The sequence below is a fragment of the Amycolatopsis decaplanina DSM 44594 genome, from assembly GCF_000342005.1.
In the GTDB taxonomy this organism is placed as follows: Bacteria; Actinomycetota; Actinomycetes; order Mycobacteriales; family Pseudonocardiaceae; genus Amycolatopsis; species Amycolatopsis decaplanina.
Genome location: NZ_AOHO01000048.1, coordinates 553,772 through 579,489, shown reverse-complemented (window position 1 = coordinate 579,489; position 25,718 = coordinate 553,772). Strand labels below are relative to the sequence as shown.

At 68.0% G+C, this 25,718-nt stretch carries 24 protein-coding genes and 1 pseudogene; 20 read left to right on the top strand and 5 right to left on the bottom strand.

The window, feature by feature from the left end; genetic code table 11:
* Positions 1-8: 8 nt before the first annotated feature.
* The gene (rfbA, locus tag H074_RS15395) at positions 9-890 is read left to right on the top strand and encodes a glucose-1-phosphate thymidylyltransferase RfbA (protein WP_007030972.1); all 882 of its coding nucleotides are present in this window, start codon (positions 9-11) and stop codon (positions 888-890) included.
* Here rfbA and H074_RS40260 read toward each other — a convergent pair.
* Both H074_RS40260 and htpX read right to left on the bottom strand, forming a co-directional pair.
* Positions 880-1,044 (bottom strand): annotated as a pseudogene (locus H074_RS40260) (F420-dependent methylene-tetrahydromethanopterin reductase); the annotation flags it as partial. The gene rfbA and the pseudogene H074_RS40260 sit on opposite strands and share 11 nt — an antisense overlap.
* Before the next feature lie 169 nt (positions 1,045-1,213).
* Complete coding sequence (htpX, locus tag H074_RS15390) at positions 1,214-2,080, bottom strand: zinc metalloprotease HtpX (RefSeq protein WP_007030970.1); 867 nt, start codon at positions 2,078-2,080, stop codon at positions 1,214-1,216.
* Between the two features lie 146 nt (positions 2,081-2,226).
* Here htpX and H074_RS15385 point away from each other — a divergent pair, with 146 nt between their 5' ends.
* From H074_RS15385 to H074_RS41005, 19 genes are all read left to right on the top strand, one after another.
* Positions 2,227-3,195, top strand: a complete 969-nt coding sequence (locus H074_RS15385; RefSeq protein ID WP_007030969.1) for a YncE family protein — start codon at positions 2,227-2,229, stop codon at positions 3,193-3,195.
* Between the two features lie 39 nt (positions 3,196-3,234).
* Positions 3,235-4,107 (top strand): LLM class F420-dependent oxidoreductase, encoded by an 873-nt coding sequence (locus tag H074_RS15380; protein ID WP_039922444.1) that lies wholly within the window; start codon positions 3,235-3,237, stop codon positions 4,105-4,107.
* Positions 4,108-4,150: 43 nt separating this feature from the next.
* Positions 4,151-5,335 carry a BtrH N-terminal domain-containing protein gene (locus tag H074_RS15375; protein WP_007030967.1) on the top strand — a complete coding sequence of 395 codons (1,185 nt, stop codon included), beginning with the start codon at positions 4,151-4,153 and terminating at the stop codon, positions 5,333-5,335.
* Between the two features lie 63 nt (positions 5,336-5,398).
* Positions 5,399-5,860 carry an acyl-CoA thioesterase gene (locus H074_RS15370; protein ID WP_235096768.1) on the top strand — a complete coding sequence of 154 codons (462 nt, stop codon included), beginning with the start codon at positions 5,399-5,401 and terminating at the stop codon, positions 5,858-5,860.
* A gap of 135 nt (positions 5,861-5,995) precedes the next feature.
* A complete protein-coding gene (locus H074_RS41565) occupies positions 5,996-7,135 on the top strand; it encodes a S8/S53 family peptidase (RefSeq protein ID WP_235096767.1) in 1,140 nt (379 codons plus the stop codon).
* On the top strand, positions 7,132-7,920 hold the full coding sequence (locus H074_RS41560) for a S8 family serine peptidase (protein WP_235096766.1): 789 nt from the start codon (positions 7,132-7,134) through the stop codon (positions 7,918-7,920). The genes H074_RS41565 and H074_RS41560 overlap by 4 nt, the downstream gene beginning before the upstream one ends.
* 222 nt (positions 7,921-8,142) lie before the next feature.
* Positions 8,143-9,378 (top strand): class I SAM-dependent methyltransferase, encoded by a 1,236-nt coding sequence (locus H074_RS15360; protein ID WP_007030965.1) that lies wholly within the window; start codon positions 8,143-8,145, stop codon positions 9,376-9,378.
* Positions 9,375-10,172, top strand: a complete 798-nt coding sequence (locus H074_RS15355; protein ID WP_007030964.1) for a sugar phosphate nucleotidyltransferase — start codon at positions 9,375-9,377, stop codon at positions 10,170-10,172. Before H074_RS15360 ends, H074_RS15355 begins: the two co-directional genes overlap by 4 nt.
* On the top strand, positions 10,169-10,822 hold the full coding sequence (locus H074_RS15350; RefSeq protein ID WP_007030963.1) for a PIG-L deacetylase family protein: 654 nt from the start codon (positions 10,169-10,171) through the stop codon (positions 10,820-10,822). Before H074_RS15355 ends, H074_RS15350 begins: the two co-directional genes overlap by 4 nt.
* Positions 10,823-10,827: 5 nt before the next feature.
* Complete coding sequence (locus H074_RS15345; protein ID WP_007030962.1) at positions 10,828-11,850, top strand: NAD-dependent epimerase/dehydratase family protein; 1,023 nt, start codon at positions 10,828-10,830, stop codon at positions 11,848-11,850.
* Complete coding sequence (locus tag H074_RS15340; protein WP_007030961.1) at positions 11,850-13,133, top strand: DUF4910 domain-containing protein; 1,284 nt, start codon at positions 11,850-11,852, stop codon at positions 13,131-13,133. The genes H074_RS15345 and H074_RS15340 overlap by 1 nt, the downstream gene beginning before the upstream one ends.
* Before the next feature lie 7 nt (positions 13,134-13,140).
* Positions 13,141-14,427 (top strand): MATE family efflux transporter, encoded by a 1,287-nt coding sequence (locus H074_RS15335; protein ID WP_007030960.1) that lies wholly within the window; start codon positions 13,141-13,143, stop codon positions 14,425-14,427.
* A complete protein-coding gene (locus H074_RS15330) occupies positions 14,424-15,374 on the top strand; it encodes a glycosyltransferase family 2 protein (protein WP_007030959.1) in 951 nt (316 codons plus the stop codon). The genes H074_RS15335 and H074_RS15330 overlap by 4 nt, the downstream gene beginning before the upstream one ends.
* Positions 15,371-16,558 (top strand): polysaccharide pyruvyl transferase family protein, encoded by a 1,188-nt coding sequence (locus H074_RS15325; protein WP_007030958.1) that lies wholly within the window; start codon positions 15,371-15,373, stop codon positions 16,556-16,558. Before H074_RS15330 ends, H074_RS15325 begins: the two co-directional genes overlap by 4 nt.
* Entirely contained in the window at positions 16,555-17,103 is a 549-nt protein-coding gene (locus H074_RS15320; protein WP_007030957.1) for a dTDP-4-dehydrorhamnose 3,5-epimerase family protein, read from the top strand. Before H074_RS15325 ends, H074_RS15320 begins: the two co-directional genes overlap by 4 nt.
* 4 nt (positions 17,104-17,107) lie before the next feature.
* On the top strand, positions 17,108-18,424 hold the full coding sequence (locus H074_RS15315; protein ID WP_039922443.1) for a glutamate-1-semialdehyde 2,1-aminomutase: 1,317 nt from the start codon (positions 17,108-17,110) through the stop codon (positions 18,422-18,424).
* Positions 18,421-19,920, top strand: a complete 1,500-nt coding sequence (locus H074_RS15310) for a right-handed parallel beta-helix repeat-containing protein (protein ID WP_235096765.1) — start codon at positions 18,421-18,423, stop codon at positions 19,918-19,920. Before H074_RS15315 ends, H074_RS15310 begins: the two co-directional genes overlap by 4 nt.
* Positions 19,921-19,975: 55 nt before the next feature.
* On the top strand, positions 19,976-21,412 hold the full coding sequence (locus H074_RS15305; RefSeq protein ID WP_007030954.1) for a right-handed parallel beta-helix repeat-containing protein: 1,437 nt from the start codon (positions 19,976-19,978) through the stop codon (positions 21,410-21,412).
* Between the two features lie 188 nt (positions 21,413-21,600).
* Positions 21,601-22,557, top strand: coding sequence for a hypothetical protein (locus tag H074_RS41005; protein WP_235096764.1), 957 nt, complete (start codon positions 21,601-21,603; stop codon positions 22,555-22,557).
* A 136-nt stretch (positions 22,558-22,693) separates the two neighbouring features.
* Here the strand turns inward: H074_RS41005 and H074_RS15295 are convergent, their stop codons facing one another.
* Genes H074_RS15295 through H074_RS15285 form a run of 3 tightly spaced genes read right to left on the bottom strand, consistent with a single transcriptional unit; the run spans position 22,694 to position 25,718 of the window.
* Positions 22,694-23,326: a phosphatase PAP2 family protein gene (locus H074_RS15295; protein WP_007030951.1), complete on the bottom strand. Its 633-nt coding sequence runs from the start codon at positions 23,324-23,326 to the stop codon at positions 22,694-22,696.
* Positions 23,323-24,504 carry a glycosyltransferase family 4 protein gene (locus H074_RS15290; protein WP_007030950.1) on the bottom strand — a complete coding sequence of 394 codons (1,182 nt, stop codon included), beginning with the start codon at positions 24,502-24,504 and terminating at the stop codon, positions 23,323-23,325. Before H074_RS15290 ends, H074_RS15295 begins: the two co-directional genes overlap by 4 nt.
* Complete coding sequence (locus H074_RS15285) at positions 24,501-25,718, bottom strand: O-antigen ligase family protein (protein ID WP_007030949.1); 1,218 nt, start codon at positions 25,716-25,718, stop codon at positions 24,501-24,503. Before H074_RS15285 ends, H074_RS15290 begins: the two co-directional genes overlap by 4 nt.

Genomic DNA, 25,718 nt, shown 5'->3' with positions numbered 1-25,718 from the left:
GGCATCGCATGAAGGGCATCGTGCTGGCGGGGGGCAGTGGGACGCGCCTGCATCCCATCACCCAGGCGATATCGAAACAGCTGCTACCGGTCTACGACAAACCGATGATCTACTACCCGATCTCGGTGCTGATGTTCGCCGGGATCCGCGAGATCCTGATCATCTCGACCCCGGTCGACCTGCCGCATTTCCGGCGGCTGCTCGGCGACGGCAGCCAGTTCGGGCTCAGCTTCGGCTACGCCGAACAGGCCGCCCCGAACGGGCTGGCCGAGGCGTTCGTCATCGGCGCGGACTTCATCGGCGACGACGACGTCGCGCTCGTGCTCGGCGACAACATCTTCTACGGCCAGGGGTTCTCCAGCAGGCTGCAGGCCGCGGCGACCGCGCTCGACGGCTGCGTGCTGTTCGGCTACCCGGTCAAGGACCCGCAGCGTTACGGCGTCGGCGAGATCGACGGCGACGGCAAGCTCCTCTCCATCGAGGAGAAACCGGAGAAGCCGAAGTCGAACAAGGCCATCACCGGCCTGTACTTCTACGACAACCAAGTCGTCGAGATCGCCCGCGACCTCAAGCCCTCCCCGCGCGGTGAGCTGGAGATCACGGACGTCAACCTCACCTACCTGCGACAGGACCGCGCGACCCTGATCGACCTCGGCCGCGGGTTCGCCTGGCTCGACACCGGCACGCACGATTCGCTGCTGGAAGCGGGCCAGTTCGTGCAGGTCCTCGAACACCGGACGGGCGTCCGGATCGCCTGTCTCGAGGAGGTCGCGCTGCGGATGGGCTTCATCGACGCGGAGCAGTGCTTCGCGCTCGGCGCGAAACTGGCGAAGTCCGGCTACGGCGAATATCTGATGAACGTCGCGCGCACCCAGGGTGCTACCGGCTGAACAGATGCTCACACAGGGTGTCGCCGGTCCGGAAGACACCCCGTTCCTGAAGATGCGGGACGACGTCGTCGACGAACGCGTCCAGCCCACCCGAGGTCAGATGCGGCACCAGCATGAAGCCGTCGGCGGCGTCGCTCTGGACGTACTCGTCGATTCCCCACGAGGTGGGACCGGATCGCGTTTAGCCCGCTAACTGCGCCCCGGAAGCCGACCTGCGTTTCGCCCCCTAAACGCGATCCCGAGGCCCACCTGCGTTTCGCCCCCTAATCGCGATCCCGAGGCCGACCTGCGTTTCGCCCCCTAATCGCGATCCGGCGGGTGGGTCAGTAGGGGCGGCGGGCCATCTCTTCGAGGCGCCGGATGCGCTCGTCCATCGGCGGATGGGTCGAGAAGAGTTTCGCGAGGCCGCCGTCCGGCCGGAACGGGTTCGCGATCATGAGGTGCGACTGCGAGACCAGCTTCGGCTCCGGCACGAGCGGCGCCGCACGCGTCCCCTTGTCGAGCTTCCGCAGTGCGGACGCCAGTCCGAGCGGGTCTCCGGTGAGTTCCGCGCCCGACGCGTCGGCCTGGAACTCCCGCGAGCGGCTCACCCCGAGCTTCACGACGGCGGCCGCGATCGGCCCGATCAGCACCAGGAGCAGCCCCACCAGCGGGCTGTCGCCGTCCTCGCGGTTGTTGCCGCCGAAGACGCTCGTGAACATCGCGATGTTGGCGATCACGCTGATCACGCTCGCCAGCGCGCCCGCGACACACGAGATCAGGATGTCGCGGTTGTAGACGTGGGACAGTTCGTGCCCGAGCACCGCCCGCAGTTCGCGTTCGTCGAGCAGGTCGAGGATCCCGGTGGTGCAGCACACCGCCGCGTGCCGGGGGCTGCGGCCGGTGGCGAAGGCGTTCGGGGCCTGGGTGGGGCTGACGTAGAGCCGCGGCATCGGCTGCCGCGCCGTGGTCGCCAGTTCTCGCACGATCCGGTACATCGCGGGCTGCTCGGCCTCCGAAACCGGACGGGCGCGCATGGCCCGCAGCGCCAGCTTGTCGGAGTTGCAGTAGGCGTACGCGTTGACGCCGAGTGCCACCACCAGGCCGATGACCAGCGCGCCCCGTCCGAAGAAACCACTGATCCCGACGATGAGCGCGGACAGCACGCCGAGCAGGACGACGGTCTTCAGCCCGTTCTGGTGTTTGTGCACGGCGTCCTGCTCCTTTCTTTCTCCGAGGTTTGGGGCGAGAGGAAGGTTACTCATCGGAAACAACGCGATCGGGGGACGCGAAGTTCCTTCGCGTGGCCGGATCGCGGGTTATCGTCGAACCCCGGAACGATCATCGGGAGGCGCCTGTGCGAGGACCCGAACTGAGCCGCCGAGCCCTGCTCACGCTGGCCGCGGCCGGTGCCTCAGCGGTCGCCTTCGCACCGGCGGCCAGAGCCGAGAAAGTGCTTCTCGTCGAGGTCGGGGGCACCCCGGAGGCGGTCGCGGTGAATTCCGTCACCGGCTTCGCCTACATCTCGGACCCGTCCACCGGCACGATCGTCGTCCTCGATTCGCGATCCGGCACCGTCGGCGACGTGATCCCGGTCGGCGGCGAGCCCGCAGGCCTGGCCGTGGACACCGTGACCGACCGGGTCTTCGTCACGAACCCGCCCGGCGGGACCGTCCTCGTCCTCGACGGACGGACCAACGACGTCGTCAGCGTGGTGCCCGCCGGTCCTGGCGCGTCCAGCGTCGACGTAGACGAGCAGGCGAACCGCATCTACGCGGTCAGTGATCTCACCGGGACACTCGCCGTCATCGACGGCATCGGCTGCCGCCTGCTGGACCTGGTCCCCGGCCCCACACGGGGATTGTCGTCGACGGCGGTCGACGGCGGTCGCAAGCTCGCGTACTGCACCAGCACGGCCACCGACTCGCTGGAGGTCTTCGACATCGGCGCGGGCAAGTTCACCGGCGGCATCCCGGTCGGGAAGTCACCGACCGGGGTCGCCGTGCACAGCGCGTCCGGGACGGTGTTCGTCGCGAATTCGGCGATCCATCATCTGTCCGTTGTGGACGGCGGCGCGCGCAAGGAGAAGGCGACCGTGCTGCTGCGCTCGGAGTCGTCGGCGCTCGCGGTCCACGAAGGATCCAACACCGTCTACGCCAACGGCGGCCCCAACGGTGTCGCCAGGATCGACGGCGTGACGAGCCTGCTCACCGGCGACCTGTCACTCGGTGTCAACCCCGGCGCGGTCGCCATCGACCAGCTCACCAGGACGGTGTACGTGACGGATCCCTTGCGCGGCAGGGTTTCCCTGATCCGGGATTTCTGAGTCCGCACGTGGAGTAACTCCGGGTATACCGTCGAAAGCATGAAACTAGGTTTGCAGATCCCGGACCTCACCTGGCCGAACGGTGCGAGCGCGCTGGGCGCCGAGCTGGCGGCCGTCGCCAGGAAGGCCGACGAAGCCGGCTTCGACTCCATCGCGCTGATGGACCACTTCTTCCAGATCTCGATGGTCGGCCCGCCCGAGAACGACATGCTCGAGGCCTACACCGCGCTCGGTTTCCTCGCCGCGCACACCGAACGCGCGAAACTGTTCACCCTCGTCACCGGTGTGCACTATCGCGAGCCCGGCCTGCTGGCGAAGGCCATCACGACACTCGACGTCCTTTCCGGCGGCCGCGCCATTCTCGGGATCGGCGCGGGCTGGAACGAAGAGGAATCGCGCGGGCTCGGTTTTCCCTTCCCGTCCACTGCGGAACGCTTCGAGCGCCTGGAAGAGACGCTCCGGTACGTGCGGCAGATGTGGAGTGACGACGACGGTCCGTTCGAGGGCGAGCATTATCGGGCCGAGCGGCTGCTGAACGTGCCGCAGGCGCTGTCGAAGCCGCATCCGCCGATCATGATCGGCGGTGGCGGGGAAAAGAAGACACTGCGGTTCGTCGCGAAATACGGCGACATGTGCAATCTCTTCAACGGCCCGGATCTCGAGCGCAAACTCGATGTGCTCAAGCAGCACTGCGAAAACGAAGGCCGCGACTACGCCGATATCACCAAGACCGTCTATCACACCCTCGACATCGGGCCGAAGGGCGAGAAGGCCGGCGAACTCAACGACGCGCTCGGCAAGCTGGCCGAACTCGGCGTCGACGTCGCGATCGGATCCATTCCCGGCCTTCCCGATCTCGACCTCGTCGAAAAGATCGGCAGCGACGTCATCCCGGTCGCGGAAAAGCTCTGACGGCACTCGCTCACCTCCGCCGTCGACGGGCATGATGGCGGGGGTGAGCGAGTACGAATTGCGCGGCGGACTGCAACCCGACGTCTCGGCCGTGGCCGCCGTACTGGCGCACCACGGTGCCGAAGGGCCGGACGGGAAGGCGCCCAGCGAGGCGCTGATCTTCGCCGTCTCCGGCGGCATCGGCGCCGGCTACATCCTGTGGGACTTCGCGCACGAGACGATGTCGACGATCGTGTTCGGTTTCCGCGCGCACTGGCGATATCCCCAGGAATGGCTCAAGTCCACAGTGGACCGTCTTGGGCTCGGCATCGACCTCCGCACCGGCGGCAAACGCACCGCTGCGAAACGGCTCACCACCGACCTCGAAGCGGGGCGGCCGGTGATCGTCCTCCCCGACCGCGAGTCGCTCGGTTACTGGCATCTGCCGACGGAGATGTCCGGCGGCGGCGGGCACTTCGTCGTCGCGTACGGCGAAGAGGACGGCCGGGTGCTCGTCGACGACCGGAACCTCGCCCGGCTGACGGTGGACCGGAAGACGTTCGACGCCGCGCGCGGCCGGGTCGGCTCGTACAAGAACCTGCTCGCGACGATCCACCCCGGCGAGGTCTCCGACTGGCGGGCGGCCGTGCGCGCCGGGCTGACGGACTGTGCGCGGAACCTCTCGGCGCCGTCGAAGTCGTTCTCGCTGCCCGCCTGGGGACGCTGGGCGAAGGCGATGACCGACGAACGTGACCCCAAGGGCTGGCCTCGGGCGTTCGGGGAGCGGCGAGGGCTCGTCGGGGCGCTGTTCAACGTCTGGGAGAGCGTCACCCCGGCTGGGATGGAAGGCGGGCATCTGCGTGGACTGTTCGCCGACGCGCTCACCGAGGCCTCCGGCCTGCTCGAACTCCCGGCGCTGGCCGAACAGGCGTCGACCTGGCGCGGGATCGGCGAGCGCTGGGCCGAGCTGGCGGAGGTGGCGGTTCCGGCGTCGAACGCCGAGTTCGCGTGGGTGCGCGGGCTGGTCAGCGCGGTGTCGGCGGGTGTCCGAGAGGGCGACGCGGGGCAGGACGCCGCCGCGGCGGCCGGCGAGGAGATGTGGAAACTGCGCGCGCACTACAACGACGAAACGCCGTTCACCGACGTCGAGGTCCGCGACCTGTTCAGCACGATGAGCACCATGATCCGGGACATCCACACCGCCGAGACCGCCGCGATCCGCGAGCTCTCCGAAGCCCTGATGGAGTGAACCGGGCCGGTGTCCGTTGCGCCGCGCGGCCGGAACACGACGCGATCGTTGAAGATCCACTTCGTGCACGCACATCCGCTGGGGACGACCAGTGCGCGTCCCGCTCCCGAGATCCACCTCTACCGCCATCGCCTGCGTCTCACCGACCTTGACTATCTCGGTCACGTCGGGAACGTGCGGCTGCTGGACTACTTCCAGGAAGCCCAGGTCGGGATGCTCGACCCGCGGCGTGAGCACCTCTTCCAGGCCAAGGGACCGGCGTATCTGATCGCCAAGCACAACGTCAGCTACCTGCGCAGGCTGACCTTCCGCGACAACCCGGTCGAGGTGGAGACCGTGGTCGGCCGGATCGGGACCTGCGACGTCGTGGTGAACAGCAGGCTGCGCGACGAACGGGCCGTCTACGCGCGCTGCCGCACCATCTGGGTCGCGTGCACCCTGCCCGAAGGCAGCACACGGCGACTCGGCGACGACGAACGCGAGCGGCTGACGCGGTTCAGCGGGGCGATCGACGAGATTTCCTGAACCACTTTTCAACCGTTTATACTCCGTTTTCCGCAACACCGGAAAACGGCTGGGCCGTTCAGCGGCTGATCATCACACTTTTCGGCCGGTACCTTCGAAAGACCTCTCCCCTGCTCCAGCTCCCGGAGGTATTTCATGCCACGGCCGAAGTCTGTCCGCTTTCTCGCGCCCTTGGTCGGCGCGATGCTACTGACGAGCGGGGTGGCCGTCGCCGCCCCGGCCGCCGAAGACCCCCAATTCATCCGCCTGGCCAACAGGACGTTCGATCCGCTCAGCCAGCGGACGGCCGCGAGCCAGGATTGGAAGGGTGCCTACCTGCTCCAGGTCCGGAGCGCGCTGACCGACGAGCAACGCGGGCGATTGCGTTCACTCGGCGTGCGGATCGGGACCTATATTCCCGATTTCGCCTACGTGGTCCGGCTGAAGCCGGAGAACCGCGAATCGGTCGCGAAATTGAATTTCGTCCGCTGGCTCGGCGAATACCGGCCGGCGGACAAGGTGGAGATCTCACTCGCCGCGACGGGCAGCTACCTGGTGACGCTGGTCGAATCGGACGCGCGGGACCAGCGCGCGGTGGCCGAGCGGATCCTGCGGCTCGGCGGCGGCATCGAGGCGATCTCGCAGAGCGGGCAGCACATCGTCGCGAAACTCGGTGCCGGTCAAGCCTCCACCGTGGCACAGGGCGCCGAGGTGCTCGCGGTCGGCGCGATCACCGCCCCCGAAACCGACATGGCCAACGCCAGGGAGAGCGGGGGCGCGAACTACGTCGAGAGCGTCGGCGGCTACCGCGGCCAGGGCGTGCGCGGCGAGGTGATGGACGGCGGCCTGCGCGTCACCCATCAGGAGTTCAAGGCGCGGCCGACGGTGATGCACGGCTCGAACTCGACCGACACCGGCCACGGCACCTCGACGTACGGGCAGATCTTCGCGTCCGGGGTGAGCGCGCCGCAGCGCGGTCTGCTGCCCGAGGGCCAGGGCATCTTCGCCACCTACAACAAGCCGGACCGGTACGCCCACACCAAGGAGCTGGTCGACGCGGGCGGCAAGTACCGCGCGGTGTTCCAGAGCAACAGCTGGGGCGGTGGGCTGACGACGTCGTACACCTCGGTCTCGGCCGAACTCGACAAGATCGTCTTCGACCTCGACCTGCTGATCTGCCAGTCGCAGAGCAACGCCGGAACCCAGCAGTCGCGGCCGCAGGCCTGGTCGAAGAACGTGCTCTCGGTCGGCGGGCAGTACCACTACAACACGCTCGGCCGCACCGACGACAAGTGAACGGCGGCGCCAGCATCGGCCCGGCCGCCGACGGCCGGATCAAACCGGAACTGTCGAACTACTACGACCGGATCGACACCACGTCGTCCGGCAGCGACACCTCGTACACGGCGTCGTTCGGCGGCACGAGCGGCGCGACCCCGATCACCTGCGGAAACGCCGGCCTGCTGTTCCAGATGTGGGCCGACGGCGTGTTCGACGGCGGCCCCGGCAAGGGGCGCGATGTCTTCGCGAGCCGCCCGCACGCCTCGACCGCGAAGGCGCTCCTGATCAACGGCGCCGATCAGTTCGCGTTCAGCGGCACCTCGCACGACATGACCCGGACGCACCAGGGCTGGGGCACCGCGAACGTGCGATACCTGCACGAACAGGCCAAGGCGAACGGGTGGAAACTGCCGGTGCTGGTGAACGAGACCGACCTGCTGGGCACCGGGCAGTCCAAGAAGTACACGGTCGCGGTGAACGGGACCAAGCAGTTCAAGGCCACGCTGGCCTACACCGACCCGGCGGGCTCGCCCAGCGCGTCGGTCGCCAGGGTCAACGACCTGACGCTGAAGGTCACCGCGCCGGACGGGACCGTCTACTACGGCAACAACGGGCTGAAGGCGGGCAACTTCTCGACCGCCGGAGGGGCACCGAACACCGTCGACACGGTGGAGAACGTCATCCTCGAGAAGCCGGCCGCGGGCACTTGGACGGTGGAGGTCGTGGCGACTCAGGTGAACGCCGATGGTCACCCGGAGACGTCGGCCACCGACGCGGACTACGCGCTGGTGGTTTCTTGACGGTGTGAGGGGCGCCACTGACGCTTGGGTGAACGCGGCATGCCGCAAGTAGGTGACTACTTGCGGCATGCCCGCGCCCGGATGGCGGAGACATCTGCGCCGATGGCCGAGACGGCAGGTTTCGGTTATGAGACGGAAGCGTGAGACCCCTGAAAGGCATGTAACGAGGCGACCCGGGGTGCCGACGTCTGGGATACCTGACGCGAGCCAAGGAGCCTCTCGATGACCACCTGCCGACTCTGCGGCTCGGCCCATCTCGCCAGCGTCGTCGACCTCGGAGCGACGCCGCCGTGCGAACGATTTCTGACCGCGGAGCAGCTCGCGGAACCGGAGCCGACCTATCCCCTGCACCTGCGGGTCTGCACCGAATGCCGGCTCGCCCAGATTCCGCCGCTGATCACCCCGGAGGAGACTTTCACCGAATACGCGTACTTCTCGTCGTATTCCGCCTCCTGGGTCGAACATGCCAAGACGTTCGTCGACGGTGCTGTCGAACGACTCGGGCTCGACGAGTCCTCGTTCGTCGTCGAGGTCGCCAGCAACGACGGTTATCTGCTCAAACATGTTGTGGCGCGGCAGATCCGTTGTCTCGGCGTGGAACCTTCGGTGAACGTGGGCCAAGCCGCGCGTGACGCCGGGGTGCCGACGAAGACCGCGTTCCTCGGTCCCGAAAGCGGGCGCGACGTCCGCGAGGAGCACGGTCCCGCCGACCTCGTCGTGGCGAACAACGTTTACGCACACATTCCGGACATCATCGGTTTCACGCACGGGCTCCGCGCCCTGGTCGCCGATGACGGCTGGGTCAGCATCGAGGTCCAGCACCTGCTGACGCTCATCCAGGAGAACCAGTACGACACGATCTACCACGAGCACTTCCAGTACTACACGGTGGAATCGGCGCGCCGGGCTCTCGCTCGCGGCGGATTGTCCGTTGTGGACGTCGAACTCCTGCCCACCCACGGCGGGTCGATCCGGCTGTGGGCGCGCCCGGACGCCGTCGCCGGGGAGCCGAGCGAACGGATGACGCAGGTCCTCGACGCCGAAAAGGCCGCCGGACTGCACGAAATGTCCGGCTACACCGAATTCGCCGAGCGGGTCACGAAGGTCCGGCTCGAGCTGAACAAGTTCCTCACCGACGCGGCGCTCGAAGGCAAGACCGTCGTCGGTTACGGCGCCCCCGGCAAGGGCAACACACTGCTGAACCACTGCGGTATCCGCCCGGACGTGCTGCGGTACACCGTCGACCGCAACCCGTACAAGCACGGCCGGTTCACCCCCGGAACCCGGATCCCGATCCTGCCGCCCGAGCGTATCGAGGCGGACAGGCCCGATTACGTACTCGTCCTTCCGTGGAACCTCCGGAAGGAACTGACCGCCCAATTGTCCTTTGTGGACGAATGGGGCGGCAAACTGGTCTTCCCCATCCCGCACCTGGAAATCGTCGAGGTGAAGTCGTGAAGGTAGTCCTCTTCTGCGGCGGCTACGGCATGCGGATGCGCAACGGTGACGCGTCCGACGTGCCCAAGCCGATGGCCATGGTCGGCCCCAGACCCCTGATCTGGCACGTGATGCGCTACTACGCGCATTTCGGGCACACCGAGTTCATTCTCTGCCTCGGGTACGGCGCGCACCACATCAAGGAGTTCTTCCTCAATTACCAGGAGACCACCTCCAACGATTTCGTCCTGCGCAACGGCAAGGCGGAACTGCTGTCGACCGACATCGCGGACTGGTCGATCTCCTTCGTGCAGACCGGTCTCGAATCCGCGATCGGGGAACGGCTGCGCCGGGTGCGCCCGTACCTCGAGGGCGACGAGATGTTCCTCGCCAACTACGCCGACGTCCTCACCGACGCCCCGCTGCCGGAGATGATCGAGCGGTTCACGGAATCCGACGCCGGCGCGTCGATGATGGTCGTGCCGCCGCAGTCGTCGTTCCACTGCGTCGAAATGGGCGAGGACGGCCGGATCGGCGCGCTGACCCCGGTCAGTGAGATGCCGCTGTGGGAGAACGGCGGGTACTTCGTGCTGCGCCAGGAGGTCTTCGACCACATCCCCGAGGGCGGCGACCTGGTGGCCGACGGCTGCGGCGAGCTCGCCAAGCGGGGCAAGCTGCTCGCGTACCCGTACCGCGGGTTCTGGAAGCCGACGGACACCGTCAAGGAACGCGTCCAGCTGGACGACGCCTACGCGCACGGCGACCGTCCGTGGGCGCGATGGGAACGCGAACCGGCGCCGGCGGGCACGGCGTGATCGGACTCGGCACCGGCGGGATCCAGCGGATCGTCGCGCTCGGCGCGCATTGTGACGACATCGCCATCGGGGCGGGCGGCACACTGCTGACGATCTGCGCCGCCAACCCGGGTGTCCGGGTGGACGCCCTCGTCCTTTCCGGCGGCGGCACCGAACGGGAGACGGAGGAGCGCGCCGCGCTCGCGGCCTTCTGCCAGGGCGCCGACGTCGAGGTCACCGTGCTCAAACTGCCCGACGGCCGGTTCCCCGCGCACTGGGAAGAGGCCAAGAACGGGCTGGAGGAACTACGCCGCCGCACCGACCCGGACCTCGTCCTCTCCCCGCGTACGGCCGACGCGCACCAGGACCACCGCGGCCTGGCGAAGCTGGTGCCGACGGTGTTCCGCACCCATCTCCAGCTGGAGTACGAGATCGCGAAATGGGACGGCGACCTCGCCAAACCCACCGCGTACGTGCCGCTGCCGGCCGAGCGCGCCGAGGAGAAGGTCCGCCTGCTGCAGGAGCACTACGCCTCCCAACGGCACCGGCCTTGGTACGACCGGGAAGCCTTCCTCGGCCTCGCCCGCGTTCGCGGTATCGAATGCGGACAGCGCTACGCGGAGGCCTTCGACCTCAAGAAACTGACGCTCGACCTCACTCCGAAAGGCTGAAAGCCATGCGTGTGCTGCTGACCGGGCACAAGGGTTACCTGGGCACGGTGATGGCCCCGGTGCTGGCCGCCGAAGGCCACGAGGTGATCGGCCTCGACTCCGGTCTCTACGACACCTGCGTGCTGGGCCCCGAGCCCGAAGACCCCGAGGGCTTCGAAGTCGACCTTCGTGACGTCACGGCCGAGCACGTGGCCGGCGTGGACGCCGTGATCCACCTCGGCGCGCTGTCCAACGACCCGCTCGGTTCGCTGGCGCCGGAGCTGACCTACGACATCAACCACCACGCTTCGGTCAAGCTCGCCAAGCTGGCGAAGGACGCCGGGGTCAAGCGGTACCTGTACGCCTCGACGTGCTCGGTCTACGGCGCCTCGGGCGGTGACGGCCTGGTCGACGAGGACGCGCCGCTGCGCCCAGTGACGCCGTACGCCGAGTCGAAGGTGCGGGTCGAGGACGACGTCCAGGAACTCGCCGACGACGACTTCAGCCCGGTGTACATGCGCAACGCCACCGCCTTCGGGTTCTCGCCCCGGCTGCGCGGCGACATCGTGCTCAACAACCTGACCGCGCACGCCCACCTCTCCGGCGAGGTGCTGGTGCTCTCCGACGGCACGCCGTGGCGGCCGCTGGTGCACGCCAAGGACATCGCGCGCGCGTTCGCGGCGGCCCTGGTGGCCCCCAAGGAGGCCGTGCACGGCAAGGCGTTCAACATCGGCACCGAACGCAACAACGTGACCGTCGCCGAGATCGCCGAAGAGGTCATCGAGGCCGTTCCCGGCTCCACGCTGCGGATCACCGGCGAGGCCGGCGCGGATCCGCGCTCGTACCGGGTCGACTTCTCCCGGTTCCGCGCGGCCATCCCGGGCTTCGACTGCGACTGGTCGGTGAAGGACGGCGCGCTCGAACTGATCGAGGCCTACAAGACCCACGGCCTCACCGAACACGGCTTCCAGCGCCTGTTCACCCGGCTGGCCAGGTTGCAGGACCGTACCGCCGCCGGTGAGCTCGACGACACCCTCCGGCGTCGCTGATGTCGCACGGGGACCTGGAGACGGGCGCCGGCCTGCGCGAGCTGGTCGAGCGCCTGTATCCGCTGTGCCGCAGCATCACCGGCGACGGCGTCCGCCGCACGCTGGAGATCGTCGGCGAGCACATCCCGCTGGAGATCCACGAGGTCCCCACCGGCACCCGGGTACTGGACTGGACGGTGCCGCAGGAGTGGAACATCCGCGACGCGTACATCAAGGACGCCTCCGGCCGCCGCGTGGTCGACTTCGGTGAGTCGAACCTGCACGTCGTCGGCTACAGCGTCCCGGTGTCGCGGAAGATGCCGCTCGCCGAGCTGCGCGAACACCTGCACACCCTGCCCGACCGGCCGTCCTGGGTGCCGTACCGGACCAGCTACTACTCACCGACGTGGGGTTTCTGCCTGGCGCAGGAGACCCTCGACGCGATGCCGGACGGCGAGTACGAGGTGTGCATCGATTCCACGCTGGCCGACGGGAGCCTCACCTACGCCGAGCACGTCGTCCCGGGTGAGGTCGCCGACGAGGTGATCATCTCCTGCCACACCTGCCATCCCTCGCTGGCGAACGACAACGTCGCCGGGATCGCGATCGCCGCCGCGTTCGCGCGGACACTGCAGACACCGCAGAAGCCGCATTACACATACCGGTTCCTGTTCATGCCGGGCACGATCGGCGCCATCACCTGGCTCGCGCGCAACGACGACCGCGTCGGCCGGATCAAGGCGGGGCTCGTGCTGGCGTGCGCCGGCGACCCTGGATCACTGACCTACAAACGAAGCCGCCGAGGCGACGCCGAAATCGATCGCGTGCTCGCGTATGTGCTGGCCGATCGCGCGCACAAGATCGTCGACTTCTCGCCCTACGGCTATGACGAACGCCAGTTCTGCTCCCCCGGCTTCAACCTCGGTGTCGGCTCGCTCACGAGGACGCCGTACGCGGGATATCCCGAGTACCACACCTCCGCCGACAACCTCGATTTCGTCTCCACCGCGGCGATGGAGGAAACCCTCCGGACCTTGCGGGACGCGCAAGCCGTCCTCGACCGCAACCGCAGCTACGTCAACCTCAGCCCCTATGGCGAGCCGCAACTCGGCAAGCGCGGGCTGTACGACTCGCTCGGCGGCCGGAGTGACGCGAAACAAGCCCAGATGGCCATGCTCTGGGTACTCAACCTCTCGGACGGCGAGCACAGCCTGCTCGACGTCGCCGAGCGGTCCGGGCTGCCGTTCGATTCCGTCGTCGCCGCCGCGCAGGCGCTGCACGACGCCGGATTGCTCAAGGATTAGAGACCCCATGCGATCATTTCTGCGTTCCCAAGCCGTCCGGGCCATGGCCGGGCGGCTCAGCTGGGGCCTCGGCGACCAGGCCGTTTCCAGCATCACCAATTTCGTGGTCGGTCTCTACGTCGCGCGTTCGCTCGGCACCACGGCGTTCGGCATGTTCAGCCTCGCCTGGGTCAGCTACGGCGTGGTGCTCAACCTCTCGCGCGGGCTGACGACCGACCCGCTGATGGTGCGGTTCTCCGGGGTGCCCACCGAGACCTGGCGGGCCGCGACCGCGAGGGCGACCGGGACGGCCCTCACCACGGGTGTCGTGTCCGGCCTGATCAGCGTGGTCGCCGGCCTCATCGTGGGCGAGGAGATCGGCGGCGCGTTCGTCGCGCTCGGCTTGGTCATCCCCACTCTGCTGCTGCAGGACGCCTGGCGGTTCACCTTCTTCGCCGCCGGACACGGGAAGAAGGCGTTCCTCAACGACGTCGTCTGGGGGATCGCGCTGATCCCGGCGCTGTTCATCGCGCACCACACGTCCGACACGGTCGTCGCTTTCATCCTGGCGTGGGGGCTTTCCGGGGCGGTCGCGGCCGGCTACGGCTGCTTGCAGTCCGGGGTCCGGCCGGATCCGCGCGGCACGCTCGACTGGCTCAAGCGCCACCGCGACCTCGGTACCCGCTACCTGGTCGAAAACGTCAGCAACAGCGGCTCTTCGCAACTGCGGATGTACGGTCTCGGCGCGATCGCCGGACTGGCGAGCGTCGGCGCGGTCCGCGGGGCCGAACTGCTCCTCGGACCGTTCTTCGCCCTCTTGATGGGACTTTCCCTGGTCACGGTGGCCGAAAGCGCGCGGGTGCTCCAACGGGCCCCGCACCGCCTTCGGAACTTCTGCGCCGTCCTCGGCGCCGGCCAGGCGGCGGCGGCCCTGCTCTGGGGTCTCGCCTTGCTTCTGGTACCCAACGACGCCGGCCGGTTCGTCCTCGGCGACGTCTGGGATCCCGCTTCGGAGCTGATCCTGCCGGTGACCATCGGTATCGCCGCGGCGGGGTTCAACACCGGAGCGGCCGCCGGACTGCGTGCGCTCGGCGCTGCGAAACGGAGCCTTCGCGCCCAGCTGATCAACTCGGCCGGCTATGTCGGCTTCGGGCTCATCGGCGCCTTCTTGGCCGGGGCGTCCGGATCCGCCTGGGGGGTCGCGTTGGCGATCACCAGCGGAACGGCGGTGTGGTGGCTTCAGCTCCGCAGCGCCCATAAAGAAGCCCTTCAAGAACTCCTGACTTCGGACAAGAAAGAGATGAGGACGTCATGAGCACCGCTCCTCGGCTGAGCATCGGGCTCCCGGTCTACAACGGCGAGGACTACCTCGCCGAATCGCTGGACGCACTCCTCGGCCAAAGCTTCGGGAACTTCGAACTGATCATCTCGGACAACGCGTCCACCGACCGCACCGAAGAGATCGGCCGTGAGTACGCGAAGCTGGATTCCCGCGTCCGCTACGTGCGCCAGCCGGTGAACATCGGCTGCGCGCCCAACCACAACTACTGCGTCGACGTCGCCCGCGGCGAGCTGTTCAAATGGGCCTCCGACGACGACCTCTACGCGCGCGACCTGCTGGAACGCTGCATCGAGGCGCTCGACGAGCACCCCGAGTTCGTCCTCTCGCACTCGTGGACGGCGATGATCGACGAGAAGGGCGTCGTCACGCAGGCGCTGGAGTACCCGCTCAACACGGTTTCGCCGCACGCCGCGGAACGCTTCCGCAGCACGCTGTTCGCGCCCGGCGGGGACGACGACGGCGCGGTCATCCGCACCGAGGTGCTGCGCCGCGTCGCGCCGCTGGACAGCTACCACCACGCGGACCGCACGATCATCTCGGAACTGGCCCTGCACGGCCCGTTCCACCAGGTGCACGACTGGCTGTACTTCCGGCGCGACCACCCCGGCCGTTCCGAGCACGAGCACCCGACCGTGCGCAGGCGGGCCACCAACCTCGACCCGAAACGGGCCGACAAGCTCCGTCACCCGATGGTCCGGCTGCTCGGCGAGTACGTCCTGGGGTATGTCAAGGCGATCCGCAACGCGCCGATCTCGGGCGCGGAGAAGCGTGAATGCTTCCGCTACCTGCGGCAATGGATGCTGAACCGGGCGGGGAACCCGGCCATGGGGCGGATGCCCGTCCAGGCCGAGGCCGAAACCGGCCCGCGTGAGGTGTCCGTGGTCTCGGTCGTCGCCGGCCAGGAGGGACGAGTCCGTTGACCCCGCCCGCGAGAATCGGGCTGTTCGGACTCCTCGGATCAGGGAACCTCGGCAACGACGGTTCCTTCGAAGCGGTTCTCGGGTATTTGCGCGCGGAGCATCCGGGCGCCGCGCTCAGCGTGATGTGCGGCGGCCCGGAAATCGTCGCGTCGCGCTACGGACTCGAAACGACCGCGTTGAACTGGTACGAGGGTGAGTACCGGACAGCCTCGGGACCATTGTCCATCGCTTTGAAGGGCTTCGGGAAACTCGTCGACATCTTCCGCACGATTGCGTGGGTACGACGCCAGGACGTGGTGATCGTGCCGGGGATGGGTGTCCTCGAATCCACTCTTCCCCTGCGCCCGTGGGGTTTCCCGTACGCACTGCTGCTGCTTTCGGCGTCCGGCCGTCTGGTCGGCACCAAAGTGGCGTTGGTGAGCGTCGGCGCCAACGTGAGCACGCAGCGAGTCACCCGTTCGATCATCCGCTGGGCCGCGCGGCTGGCGACGTTCCGGTCCTACCGGGACGAGCCGTCGAGGGACGCGATGCGCACGATGGGGGTCGACGTCACGGACGACCGCGTCTACCCCGATCTCGCCTTCGCCCTCCCCACACCGTCGGAACCGGTGGTGCCCCGCTCCGTCGGGGTCGGGGTGATGGCCTATCACGGCGGGAACGACGACAGGGCCCGCGCCGACGCCATCTACGAGTCCTATGTGGACAATATGACGCGGTTCATCGCCGGGCTGGTCGCCGACGGCCGTCCGGTGCGGTTGTTCATCGGCGACCGGGCCGACGAACAGGTCGTCGACGAGATCATGCGGGAACTGGATTCCCCGCTGATCACCGCCGCCGAAACGTCTACTTTGGACGACGTACTGCGGGCCATGTCGGCGGTCGAGACCGTCGTCGCCACCCGCTATCACAACGTCCTGTGCGCGCTGAAGCTGGCGAAACCGACGTTGTCCGTCGGGTACGCCCGCAAGAACGAGGTCCTGATGACGACGCTGGGACTCGGGGAGTTCTGCCAGTCGGCCAGGGAGATCGACGTCGACGCGCTGGTGCGCCAGTTCGCCGAACTCGAGTCCAGGGCGGGCGAACTGACCGAGATCGCCGCGAAACGAGGCGCGGAGCAGGCACGACTACTGGAAGCGCAGTTCGCCGAACTGTCGGCCGCCTTCCTGCCGATGGGAGTCCGATGAAAGTGATCCCGGTGCCCGCCATCGCGGGTGCGTACCTGTTCGAGCCGTCACCGCACGCCGACGAACGCGGCTTCTTCAGCCGCACGTTCGACGCCGACGTCGTCCGGTCGGCCGGGATCGACCCGAACGGATTCCTCCAGGACAGCGTTTCCCGCTCCCGCAAGGGAGTGCTGCGCGGGATGCACCTCCGCTCCGGCGAGGGCGAGGCGAAACTGGTCCGGTGCTCGTGGGGCGCCGTCTTCGACGTCGTCGTCGACCTGAGGCCGGATTCGCCGACGTACCTTGGCAAGGAGACGTTCGAACTCTCCGGGGAGACTCAGGTCTCGCTGTACATCCCGGCGGGCTGCGCGCACGGATTCCAGGCGCTCACCGAGTACGCCGACGTCTCGTACCGGATCGACCGCGCGCACGACCCCGCCGAGGACGTCGCCATCGCCCACGACGACCCGGAACTCGCGATCCCATGGCCGCTTCCGGTGTCGCTGATCTCGGAGCGGGACCGTTCCGCGCTCCCGCTTTCCGCTGTCTTACAGAACACGAGGTGAGAGCATGACCCGTCATCTTCCCCGATCCATGCGGGCCAACGAGCGCCTCCACGCGATGATCCCCGGCGGGGCGCACACCTACGCCAAGGGGGACGACCAGTATCCGGAGAATCTGGCACCGGTCATCTCGCACGGGCTCGGCGCGCACGTCTGGGACGTCGACGGGAACGAATACATCGAGTACGGCTCGGGGCTGCGCGCGGTCAGCCTCGGGCACGTGCACCCACGGGTGAGCGAGGCCGCCCATCGCGAGATCGACCGGGGCGCCAACTTCGCCCGTCCGTCCATTGTGGAGGAGCGGGCGGCGACCAAGTTCCTGGAGACCGTCCCGACCGCCGAGATGGTCAAATTCGCCAAGAACGGCTCGGACGCCACCACGGCCGCGGTCAAACTCGCCAGGGCGGCCACCGGCAGGCCGCTGGTGGCGATCTGCCGCGACCACGCGTTCTTCTCCATCGACGACTGGTTCATCGGCACCACGGCGATGTCGTCGGGTATCCCGGACGGGATCACCGACCTCACCGTGTCCTTCCCCTACGGCGACCTCCCGGCGACCGAACGGCTGCTGCGGGAGAACGCGGGCCGGATCGCCTGCCTGATCCTGGAGGCGTCCACCCAGCTCGAACCACCCGCCGGCTACCTCGCCGGCCTGCGGGAACTCGCCGACCGGTACGGCTGCGTCCTGATCTTCGACGAGATGATCACCGGTTTCCGCTGGTCCGAGGCGGGAGCGCAGGGTCTCTACGGCGTCACCCCGGACCTCTCGACGTTCGGAAAGGCACTCGGCAACGGGTTCGCCGTCTCGGCGCTGGCGGGCAAGCGTGAACTGATGGAACTCGGCGGACTGCGCACCGGCGAGGATCGCGTCTTCCTGCTGTCCACCACGCACGGCGCCGAGACGCATTCGCTGGCCGCCGCGATCGCGGTCATGGAGACCTACACCGAAGAAGGCATCGCCGCGCGGCTTCACGCGCTCGGCGACCGGCTCGCCGCCGGGGTCCGCGAAGTCGCGGCCTCGGCCGGGGTCGGGGAACACGTCGTCGTGCGCGGCCGGGCGAGCAACCTCGTCTTCGGCACGCTCGACGCCGAGAAGAAACCGTCGCAGGACTACCGAACGTTGTTCCTGCGGCAACTGGTCACGGGCGGGGTCCTCGGACCGTCGTTCGTGGTCAGCAGCGCGTTGTCCGAAGAAGACATCGACCGGACGGTCGACGTGGTCTCGCAGGCCTGCCTCGTGTACCGCAAAGCGCTCGACGCGGATGATCCGGCACCGTGGCTGGGTGGCCGTCCGGTGAAGCCGGTATTTCGGAGAAGGGTATGAGTTCAAGGATCACACCTCGCTCGACCGGCACGCGAGCGCTTTGCGCCGCGTTGTCCGTACTACTGCTCCAGGTCGCCGTTGAGAACACAGCGGTGGCGTCCGAAGAGCCGGCTCGAGGGGTGTGCGGCACGACCGTCGGCGTCCCTTCCGCCCCGGAAGGCGCCCAGGTCGTCGAACCAGGCACCGATCTGACCGACAAGACCCGGTTCAGCCCGCCGGGGAGCACGTTCTGGCTGGCACCGGGCACGCACACGCTGAGTCCCGACCAGTTCGGCCAGGTGATGCCCAAGGACGGCAACGTCTACCTCGGCGCACCCGGCGCCGTACTGGACGGACGCGGGATCAACCGCGCGGCCTTCACCACGTCGGCCAAGGACGTGGTGATCCGCGGGCTGACCATCCGCGGTTTCGTCGCCGAGCGGGACCAGGGCGTGGTCAATCACGACTCCGGTGAACGCTGGACCATCGAAGGCAACGTCATCGAGGACAACGACGGCGCCGGGATGATGACCGGGACCGGCCAGCGGGTGATCGGGAACTGCCTGCGCGACAACGGCCAGTACGGCATCAACGCCTACCGTTTCGGCGGCGGGCTGACCGATCTGGTGATCGAGGGCAACGAGATCACCGGGAACAACACCGGCGACTGGGAGACGAAGATCCCGGGCTGCGGCTGCAGCGGCGGGGTGAAGTTCTGGTCCGTGAACGGCGCCGACGTCGTCGGCAACTGGGTCCACCACAACCACGGTGTCGGGCTCTGGGCCGACACGAACAACAACGACTTCCTCATCCAGGACAACCTGATCGAGGACAACGCGTCCGAGGGGCTGTTCTACGAGATCTCCTACAATCTGGAGCTGATCGGGAACACCTTCAACCGGAACGCGCTGGTACAGGGCCGCAACCGGGCCGCCAAGGGCGACAACTTCCCGGTCGCCGCGGTGTACCTCAGCGAATCCGGCGGCGAGCCGAGACTGCCCGCCCGGACCAGCCGGATCGACATCCGGGGGAACATGTTCTCGGACAACTGGTCGGGGATCACGCTCTGGGAGAACGCCGACCGGTTCTGCAACAGCCCGGCCAACACCTCCGCGCTCTCCTGTACGGCACTGGTCTCCCCGACGTCCGCCTGCTCCGATCCGGGCATCGCGACCGAGCCGCTGTACGGCGACTGTCGTTGGAAGACCCAGCGCGTTTCGGTGCACGAAAACACGTTCGAGTTCGATTCGTCGATGGAAGGCTGCCTCGGCCTGTGCGGGCGGATGGCGGTCCTCTCGAACTACGGGACCTTCCCGGCCTGGTCGCCGTACCGGGGCGCCGTGATCTCGGAGGCGATCACCTTCCGGCAGGACAACCGGTGGTACGACAACCAGTACTACGGTCCTTGGACGTTCGTCGCCCACGACACGTCACGGCGCCTGACCGCGGCGCAGTGGCAGGCGGAGCCCTATCGGCAGGACACCTGCAGCGGGTTCGACGAAGCCACGACCTGCTGAAGTTTCACCTGTAAGTGTCCACCTGGGACTGTCCATACTGGCTTACCGTTCCGGTATGCCCGTGTTCCTCGTCATACTGCTGCTGCTCGCGACAGGAGTCGTCCCGGCTTCGACGGCTCCTGTCGCGGTCTGCGCCGCGGGACCGGCGAGTCCGGCGAAACCGGACGACGCCGTGGTCGTCGAACCGGGCACCGACCTCTCCGCGAAGACACGCGACCTCCCGGCAGGCACGACGTTCTGGCTGACCGAGGGCAAGCACACCCTGGGCCCGGACGAGTTCGGGCAGATCATCCCCAAGGACGGAAACGCCTACCTCGGCGCACCCGGCGCAGTCTTGGACGGCGGCGGCGTCAACCGCTACGCGTTCACCCAGCAGGCGCGTGACGTCGTCATCCGCGGCCTCACGATCCGCGGATTCGCGGCGCCGCGGGATCAGGGCGTGGTCAACCACGACTCCGGTGAACACTGGACCATCGAGGACAACACCATCGAGGACAACCGCGGCGCCGCGATGATGGCGGGACCGCGTCAGGAGATCCTCCGCAACTGCCTGCGGAACAACGGGCAGTACGGCATCAACGCGTACCGGGCGGGCGACGGGATCACCGGGCTGCTCGTCGAAGGCAATGAGATCACCGGGAACAACACCGACGACTGGGAGACGAAGGAACCCGGCTGCGGCTGCAGCGGCGGGGCGAAATTCTGGGCGGTGAACGGCGCCGACATCCGCGGAAACTGGGTCCACCACAACCACGGCGCCGGACTGTGGGCGGACACGAACAACAACGACTTCCTCATCGAGGACAACCTGATCGAGGACAACGAGGCGGAGGCGTTGTTCTACGAGATCTCCTACAACGTCGTGGTCCGCGGGAACACCTTCCGGCGCAACACCCTCGTGCAAGGCCGCGCGTTCGCCGCACGTGGCGACGACTTCCCGGTCGGGACGATCTACCTGTCCGAGTCCGGCGGCGAGCCTCGCTTGAAGGCGCGGACTTCTTCGGTGGAGATCGTCGACAACGTATTCGAAGACAACTGGGCCGGAATCACCCTGTGGGAGAACGCGGACCGCTTCTGCAACAGCCCGGCGAACACCTCTTCCGCCTCGTGCACGCTCCTCGTTCCCTCGGTCTCCTCCTGTTCTTCGCCGGGAATCGCTTCACGTCCGCTGTACGACGACTGCCGCTGGAAGACCCAGCGGGTTTCCATACACGGCAACAAGTTCTCGACCGGTGCCGCATGCACGGGGTTCTGCGGGCGGATGGCTCTCTTGGCGAACTTCGGGACCTATCCGGATTGGTCACCTTATCGAGGGTCTTCCGTTTCGGACGCGGTGACGTTCCGGCAGGAGAATCGCTGGTACGACAACGCTTATTCGGGTGAGTGGCGGTTCGTCGTTCATGACACTTCGCGGACTGTGGGGGTTTCGGGATGGCAGGGGGCCCCTTACTCGCAGGACGCTTGCAGTTCCTTTGGGGATGGCGGGTGCTGAGCGGACCTTTCGCGACGGCCATGCTTCATGATCAACGGAGGATTGGGAGCCGCGGGCCCTCCGCGACGATGTAGGAATTGGGACGTTGAGTGTCCCAATTCCTACATCGTCACCATCTTTTCTCATGAGAGGAACTTTCATGCCGTCTGAGAGGAAGAATTGTCGGTACCGGGTCGCACGATGATCCAGTGCGACGAGGAACCTGGACTACCGACCCCCTGCTCACCGCCCCGGACCATCCGGAGGTGGTCCGTGCGACCGATCTCGAAAGGATCGGTGTGCCGCGCCGGACCATCTCCCGCCGATGCGCGGCGGGTGGGCCCTGGCGAACGCTGCTGCCCGGAGTCGTGCTGCTGAGCAGCGGTCCGCCGACCGATGAGCATCGCGTCCGCGCCGCGCTTCTCCATGCGCGGCGAGACGCGGTGCTCACCGGCACTTGGGCTCTCCGCCGCCATGGTCTGGAAAGAGTTCCTCAGCAGGAGGGAGTCCATGTCCTCATTCCGGCGAACCGCGGTGTGGCCGATGTCGGATTCGCCCGCATAGAGCGGACTCATCGCCTCCCGCGCCCCCACTTCCGAGGAGATCTCCCCGTCGCCCCGGTCCCCCGAGCCGTCATCGACGCCGCCCGAAGCCTCACCGACGAAGACGAGATCCAGGCGATGATGGCCGAGTCCGTCCAACGCCGCTTCTGCACCACCGGGATGCTCACCCGCGAACTGGACCAGGCCGGCCGGACCGGAACAGCCCTGCCCAGGAAGGCCTTGACCCCGCTCCTGGCCGGGGCGAGATCCGTCGCCGAGGCCGACGCTTGGCGGCTCTGGCGAAGATCCGGCCTCCCGCCGGGCCACTGGAACGTCCCGATCTTCGACGCGAACGGGAACTACATCGCCACCCCGGACTTCTGGTGCGACGAGATCGCCTTCGCCTGGGAGATCGACTCCTACCGCCACCACGCCGATCCCGCCGGCCATCGCGCCACCGTCGCGCGAAACGCCCGTTATGTCGCCGCGGGGATCGTCGTGCTCCAGACGTTGCCGTCCCGGCTGCGCACGGAGCCGGAGGTGGTCCAGCGCGAGCTGGAAGCCGCGTTTCGGACGGCGCAGGCCCGGCCGCGGCCGAACGTCGTGATCAAGTGGGCCGCGTAGCGTGACCTTCGCCGGGCCTTCTCGTAGCCAGGAACGACTCGTCACCACAGCCAGTGGCCTCGTCTTCTTCCCTCTCGCGCAGAGCTTCGCCCGGCACGCTGGTCATGTCGGCATCGGCCGGAACTGCTCGACGGCGTCACCGGGAAGTGAGCCGGTCCACCGCCCACCCCACCACCGGCACCACCGCGACAGCGACCCCGAAGCCCCCGAAGGTGTCCGTCGGGTAGTGCGCGCCCAGTGCCACCTCGGCCCACCCCATCGCGAGCCCCGCGAAAGCGACCAGCCCCGCCAGCACCGAAGCCCCGCCGAGAGGGCCGAGACCCCGCACATCGATCACCAGCAACCCGACAACCGTCGCGACGGTCACCGCGAACGCCGTGTGCCCGCTGGGATAGGAGAGGAATTCGCCGTGGATGAGCCTGCCGGTCAGCGGTTTCAGGCCGGTGGTCAGCGCGACCGTCACCCCACTGGCGGCCACCAATAGGATCGCCGTCCGCGGCCGCCGGTGCCGCAGGCACAGCCAGCCGAACAGTGCGATGACCATGACCGCGCCCACCGGTTCGCCCGTGAAGTCGATGGCGGCCGCCAGGTACCAGAGCGGTCCCTCGACCCGGTCGACGACGGGGAGCACGAGCGCGTCCAGTCCGGCGGTGTGGGAGGTCCCGGCGTAGCGCAAGCCGAGTGCGAGAGCGACGACGAAGCCGAGGACGCCCAAGGTCCAGAGCGGGATGCGCGCCCTCGGCGGGAGCGCGGGCGGACCGGTGATCACGCGTCGATCGCGGCCTGGTAGCCGCCGACGAGCCGTTCGAGGCCGACCTTCGGCGTGAACTCCTGCTCGTACACCAGCCGGGCCGCCCAGCCCATCTCCTGGTTCCGTTCGGCGTCACCGACGATCTCCCGCAGCTTCGCCGCGAGCGACTCGGGGTTCCCGGGCTCGTGCAGCAGGCCGGTGACACCGTCCTCGACGAGTTCGCGGAAGGCGCCGTGGGCCGCGGCGACCGTGGGGACTCCGGCGGCCATCGCCTCGACCACGACCAGCCCGAACGCCTCCAGCCATTCCGACGGGGCGATGACGGCGTTCGAGCGGGCGATCAGGTTTTGACACTCCTCTTTGGACTGAAGGCCGACGTAGCGGACGTCGTCGCGGCCGTGTGCCCAGCGCGCGACCTCGTCCTGCATCGGGCCGGTGCCGGCGATCACCAGCGGCGGCAGCGGACCGCCCGCCGCGACGAGCTGGTCCCACGCCTTCATCAGCAGGCCGATGCCCTTCTCCGCGGTGATCCGGCCGAGGAACAGCAAGTGCTCCCCCGCGCCCTTGCGCGTCTTGCCCGGATCGGTGACGTAGTTGTACTTCACCGCGAGCCGGTCGGCGGGCATCCCGGCGGCGATCAGGATCTCGCGTTGCGCCCGCGAGATGCAGAAGAACCGCGAGACACCGGACCACCAGCGGTTGCGGTTCAGCACCATGCTCGCGGCCATCGGCACGGTGGCGAGCCCCGAGCCGCGGTAGCACCCGTGCCGCACCGCCGGGATCGGCTTGCGTCCCACGCAGTCGGTGCAGATGTAGCCCTCGCGGTACAGCGTGCCGGGCGGGCAGATCAGGGTGTAGTTGTGCACGGTCGCGACCGTCGGGACACCGGCGTCGGCGCAGGCGGCCAGCACGGACGGCGAAAGCAGCGGGAACGTGTTGTGGATGTGGACGACGTCCGGCCGGTCGTCGGCCAGGCGCCGGGCGAGTTCCGCGCGCACGGCCCGGTTCCACGGCACCTGCAGCGGGACGACGGCCTTGCGCGGCAGGGACATGTCCGCGATGTCGTCACTGCGCCGCTCGAACAGGCCGACCTCGTGCCCGGCCTCGGCCAGCAGCGCGGTCTCCTGGTCGACGACGTTGTTCTCGCCGCTCGGCTGCTCGGATCTGTACCGGTTGTGGATCACGAGGACCTTCACGCCGTCTCCTTGACGAACTCGGGTTCTTCGGCGGGCACACGCACCAGCAGCGACGCGGCCAGGGCCAAGTGCAGCAGGTACGGCGACGCGTCGCCGAGGCCCGCCTCGGTGTAGGAGGCGGAAAGACAGTAGGTGATCAGGAAGATCGCGCACGCCCTGGCGGGTGACGGCGGCCGCAGCACCGCGACCACGACCAGCACGAGCAGGAACGCCGCCACGATCGCGATCCCGACGTAGCCCTGCTCGTGGTAGACGGCGAGCCAGCTGCTGTCGATCGGGAGCCCGTCGTAGGACTTGTCGGTCAGCCCGACACCGAACAGGTACTCGAGCGTCGTCCGCGGCGCGTCGAGCAGCGCGTCCCACACCTTCGCGCGGCCGGTGAGGCTGGAGAAGTTCTCCTCGGACTGTCCTCGCAGGAACCAGGTCTGCAGCAGCCCGCTCAGCGCCACCACGCAGAACACCCCGACGAGGACCAGCCTGGTGAACACCTTGCGCGCGCGGGCGCTGGACATCCACTGCGACATCAGCGCCACCACGGTCCCGGCCACCAGGCCGAGCATCGCGGTGCGGGTGTGGGTCAGCAGCAGGATCGCGAACGACGGCACGATGACGACCAGCGCGTCACGCCGCTCCAGTTTCCCCCCGAGCCACAGCAGGACCGTGAGGCCGATGACGATGGCCGCGTACTGGCCGACCTGCGGCGGGGTCAGCGGCCACAGTGTCCCGGTGAGCCGTCCGCCGTATTCGAACGGCAGCGCGTTGCCCGGGCCCAGCGCGAGCCCGATCACCACCGTCACCAGCACCACGCCGTAGGCCCGGATATGTGTGCGGACGAGGTCGAGGCCGCCGTTCCACCAGCGGGTCAGCAACCACAGGGTGCTCAGGAAGAGGGCGAAGCGGAAGCAGCGGAACAGCGCACCGAAGCCGCCTTCGAGCTTCAGGCTCGAGACCACGCTCAGCACCAGCAGCAGCGTGAGCAGCAAGAGATAGGCACTCGGTCTGATCCGCAGCTTGGTGTTCAGCGCGAGCGCGATCACGAAAGCGGTGCCCAGCGCGCCCATGGTGATCAGCTGGCTGACCGACCTCGGCAGCGGGATGACCGTCTTCGCCCCTGTCGAGCCCAGGGTGTTGACGATCAGCAGCGCCCAGGCGATGCCGACCGCCTTGGGTGTGCCGCGGATCGCCGCCGCCGGACGGATCGCGGGTTCGAGCAT

Coding starts and splice junctions, on each gene's coding strand:
- rfbA (WP_007030972.1), top strand. CDS start 9: ATGAAGGGCATCGTGCTGGCGGGGGGCAGTGGGACGCGCCTGCATCCC.
- H074_RS15380 (WP_039922444.1), top strand. CDS start 3,235: ATGAAACTAGGTTTGCAGATCCCGGACCTCACCTGGCCGAACGGTGCG.
- H074_RS41565 (WP_235096767.1), top strand. CDS start 5,996: ATGCCACGGCCGAAGTCTGTCCGCTTTCTCGCGCCCTTGGTCGGCGCG.
- H074_RS15360 (WP_007030965.1), top strand. CDS start 8,143: ATGACCACCTGCCGACTCTGCGGCTCGGCCCATCTCGCCAGCGTCGTC.
- H074_RS15345 (WP_007030962.1), top strand. CDS start 10,828: ATGCGTGTGCTGCTGACCGGGCACAAGGGTTACCTGGGCACGGTGATG.
- H074_RS15340 (WP_007030961.1), top strand. CDS start 11,850: ATGTCGCACGGGGACCTGGAGACGGGCGCCGGCCTGCGCGAGCTGGTC.
- H074_RS15335 (WP_007030960.1), top strand. CDS start 13,141: ATGCGATCATTTCTGCGTTCCCAAGCCGTCCGGGCCATGGCCGGGCGG.
- H074_RS15330 (WP_007030959.1), top strand. CDS start 14,424: ATGAGCACCGCTCCTCGGCTGAGCATCGGGCTCCCGGTCTACAACGGC.
- H074_RS15320 (WP_007030957.1), top strand. CDS start 16,555: ATGAAAGTGATCCCGGTGCCCGCCATCGCGGGTGCGTACCTGTTCGAG.
- H074_RS15315 (WP_039922443.1), top strand. CDS start 17,108: ATGACCCGTCATCTTCCCCGATCCATGCGGGCCAACGAGCGCCTCCAC.
- H074_RS15310 (WP_235096765.1), top strand. CDS start 18,421: ATGAGTTCAAGGATCACACCTCGCTCGACCGGCACGCGAGCGCTTTGC.
- H074_RS15305 (WP_007030954.1), top strand. CDS start 19,976: ATGCCCGTGTTCCTCGTCATACTGCTGCTGCTCGCGACAGGAGTCGTC.
- H074_RS15285 (WP_007030949.1), bottom strand. CDS start 25,718: ATGCTCGAACCCGCGATCCGTCCGGCGGCGGCGATCCGCGGCACACCC.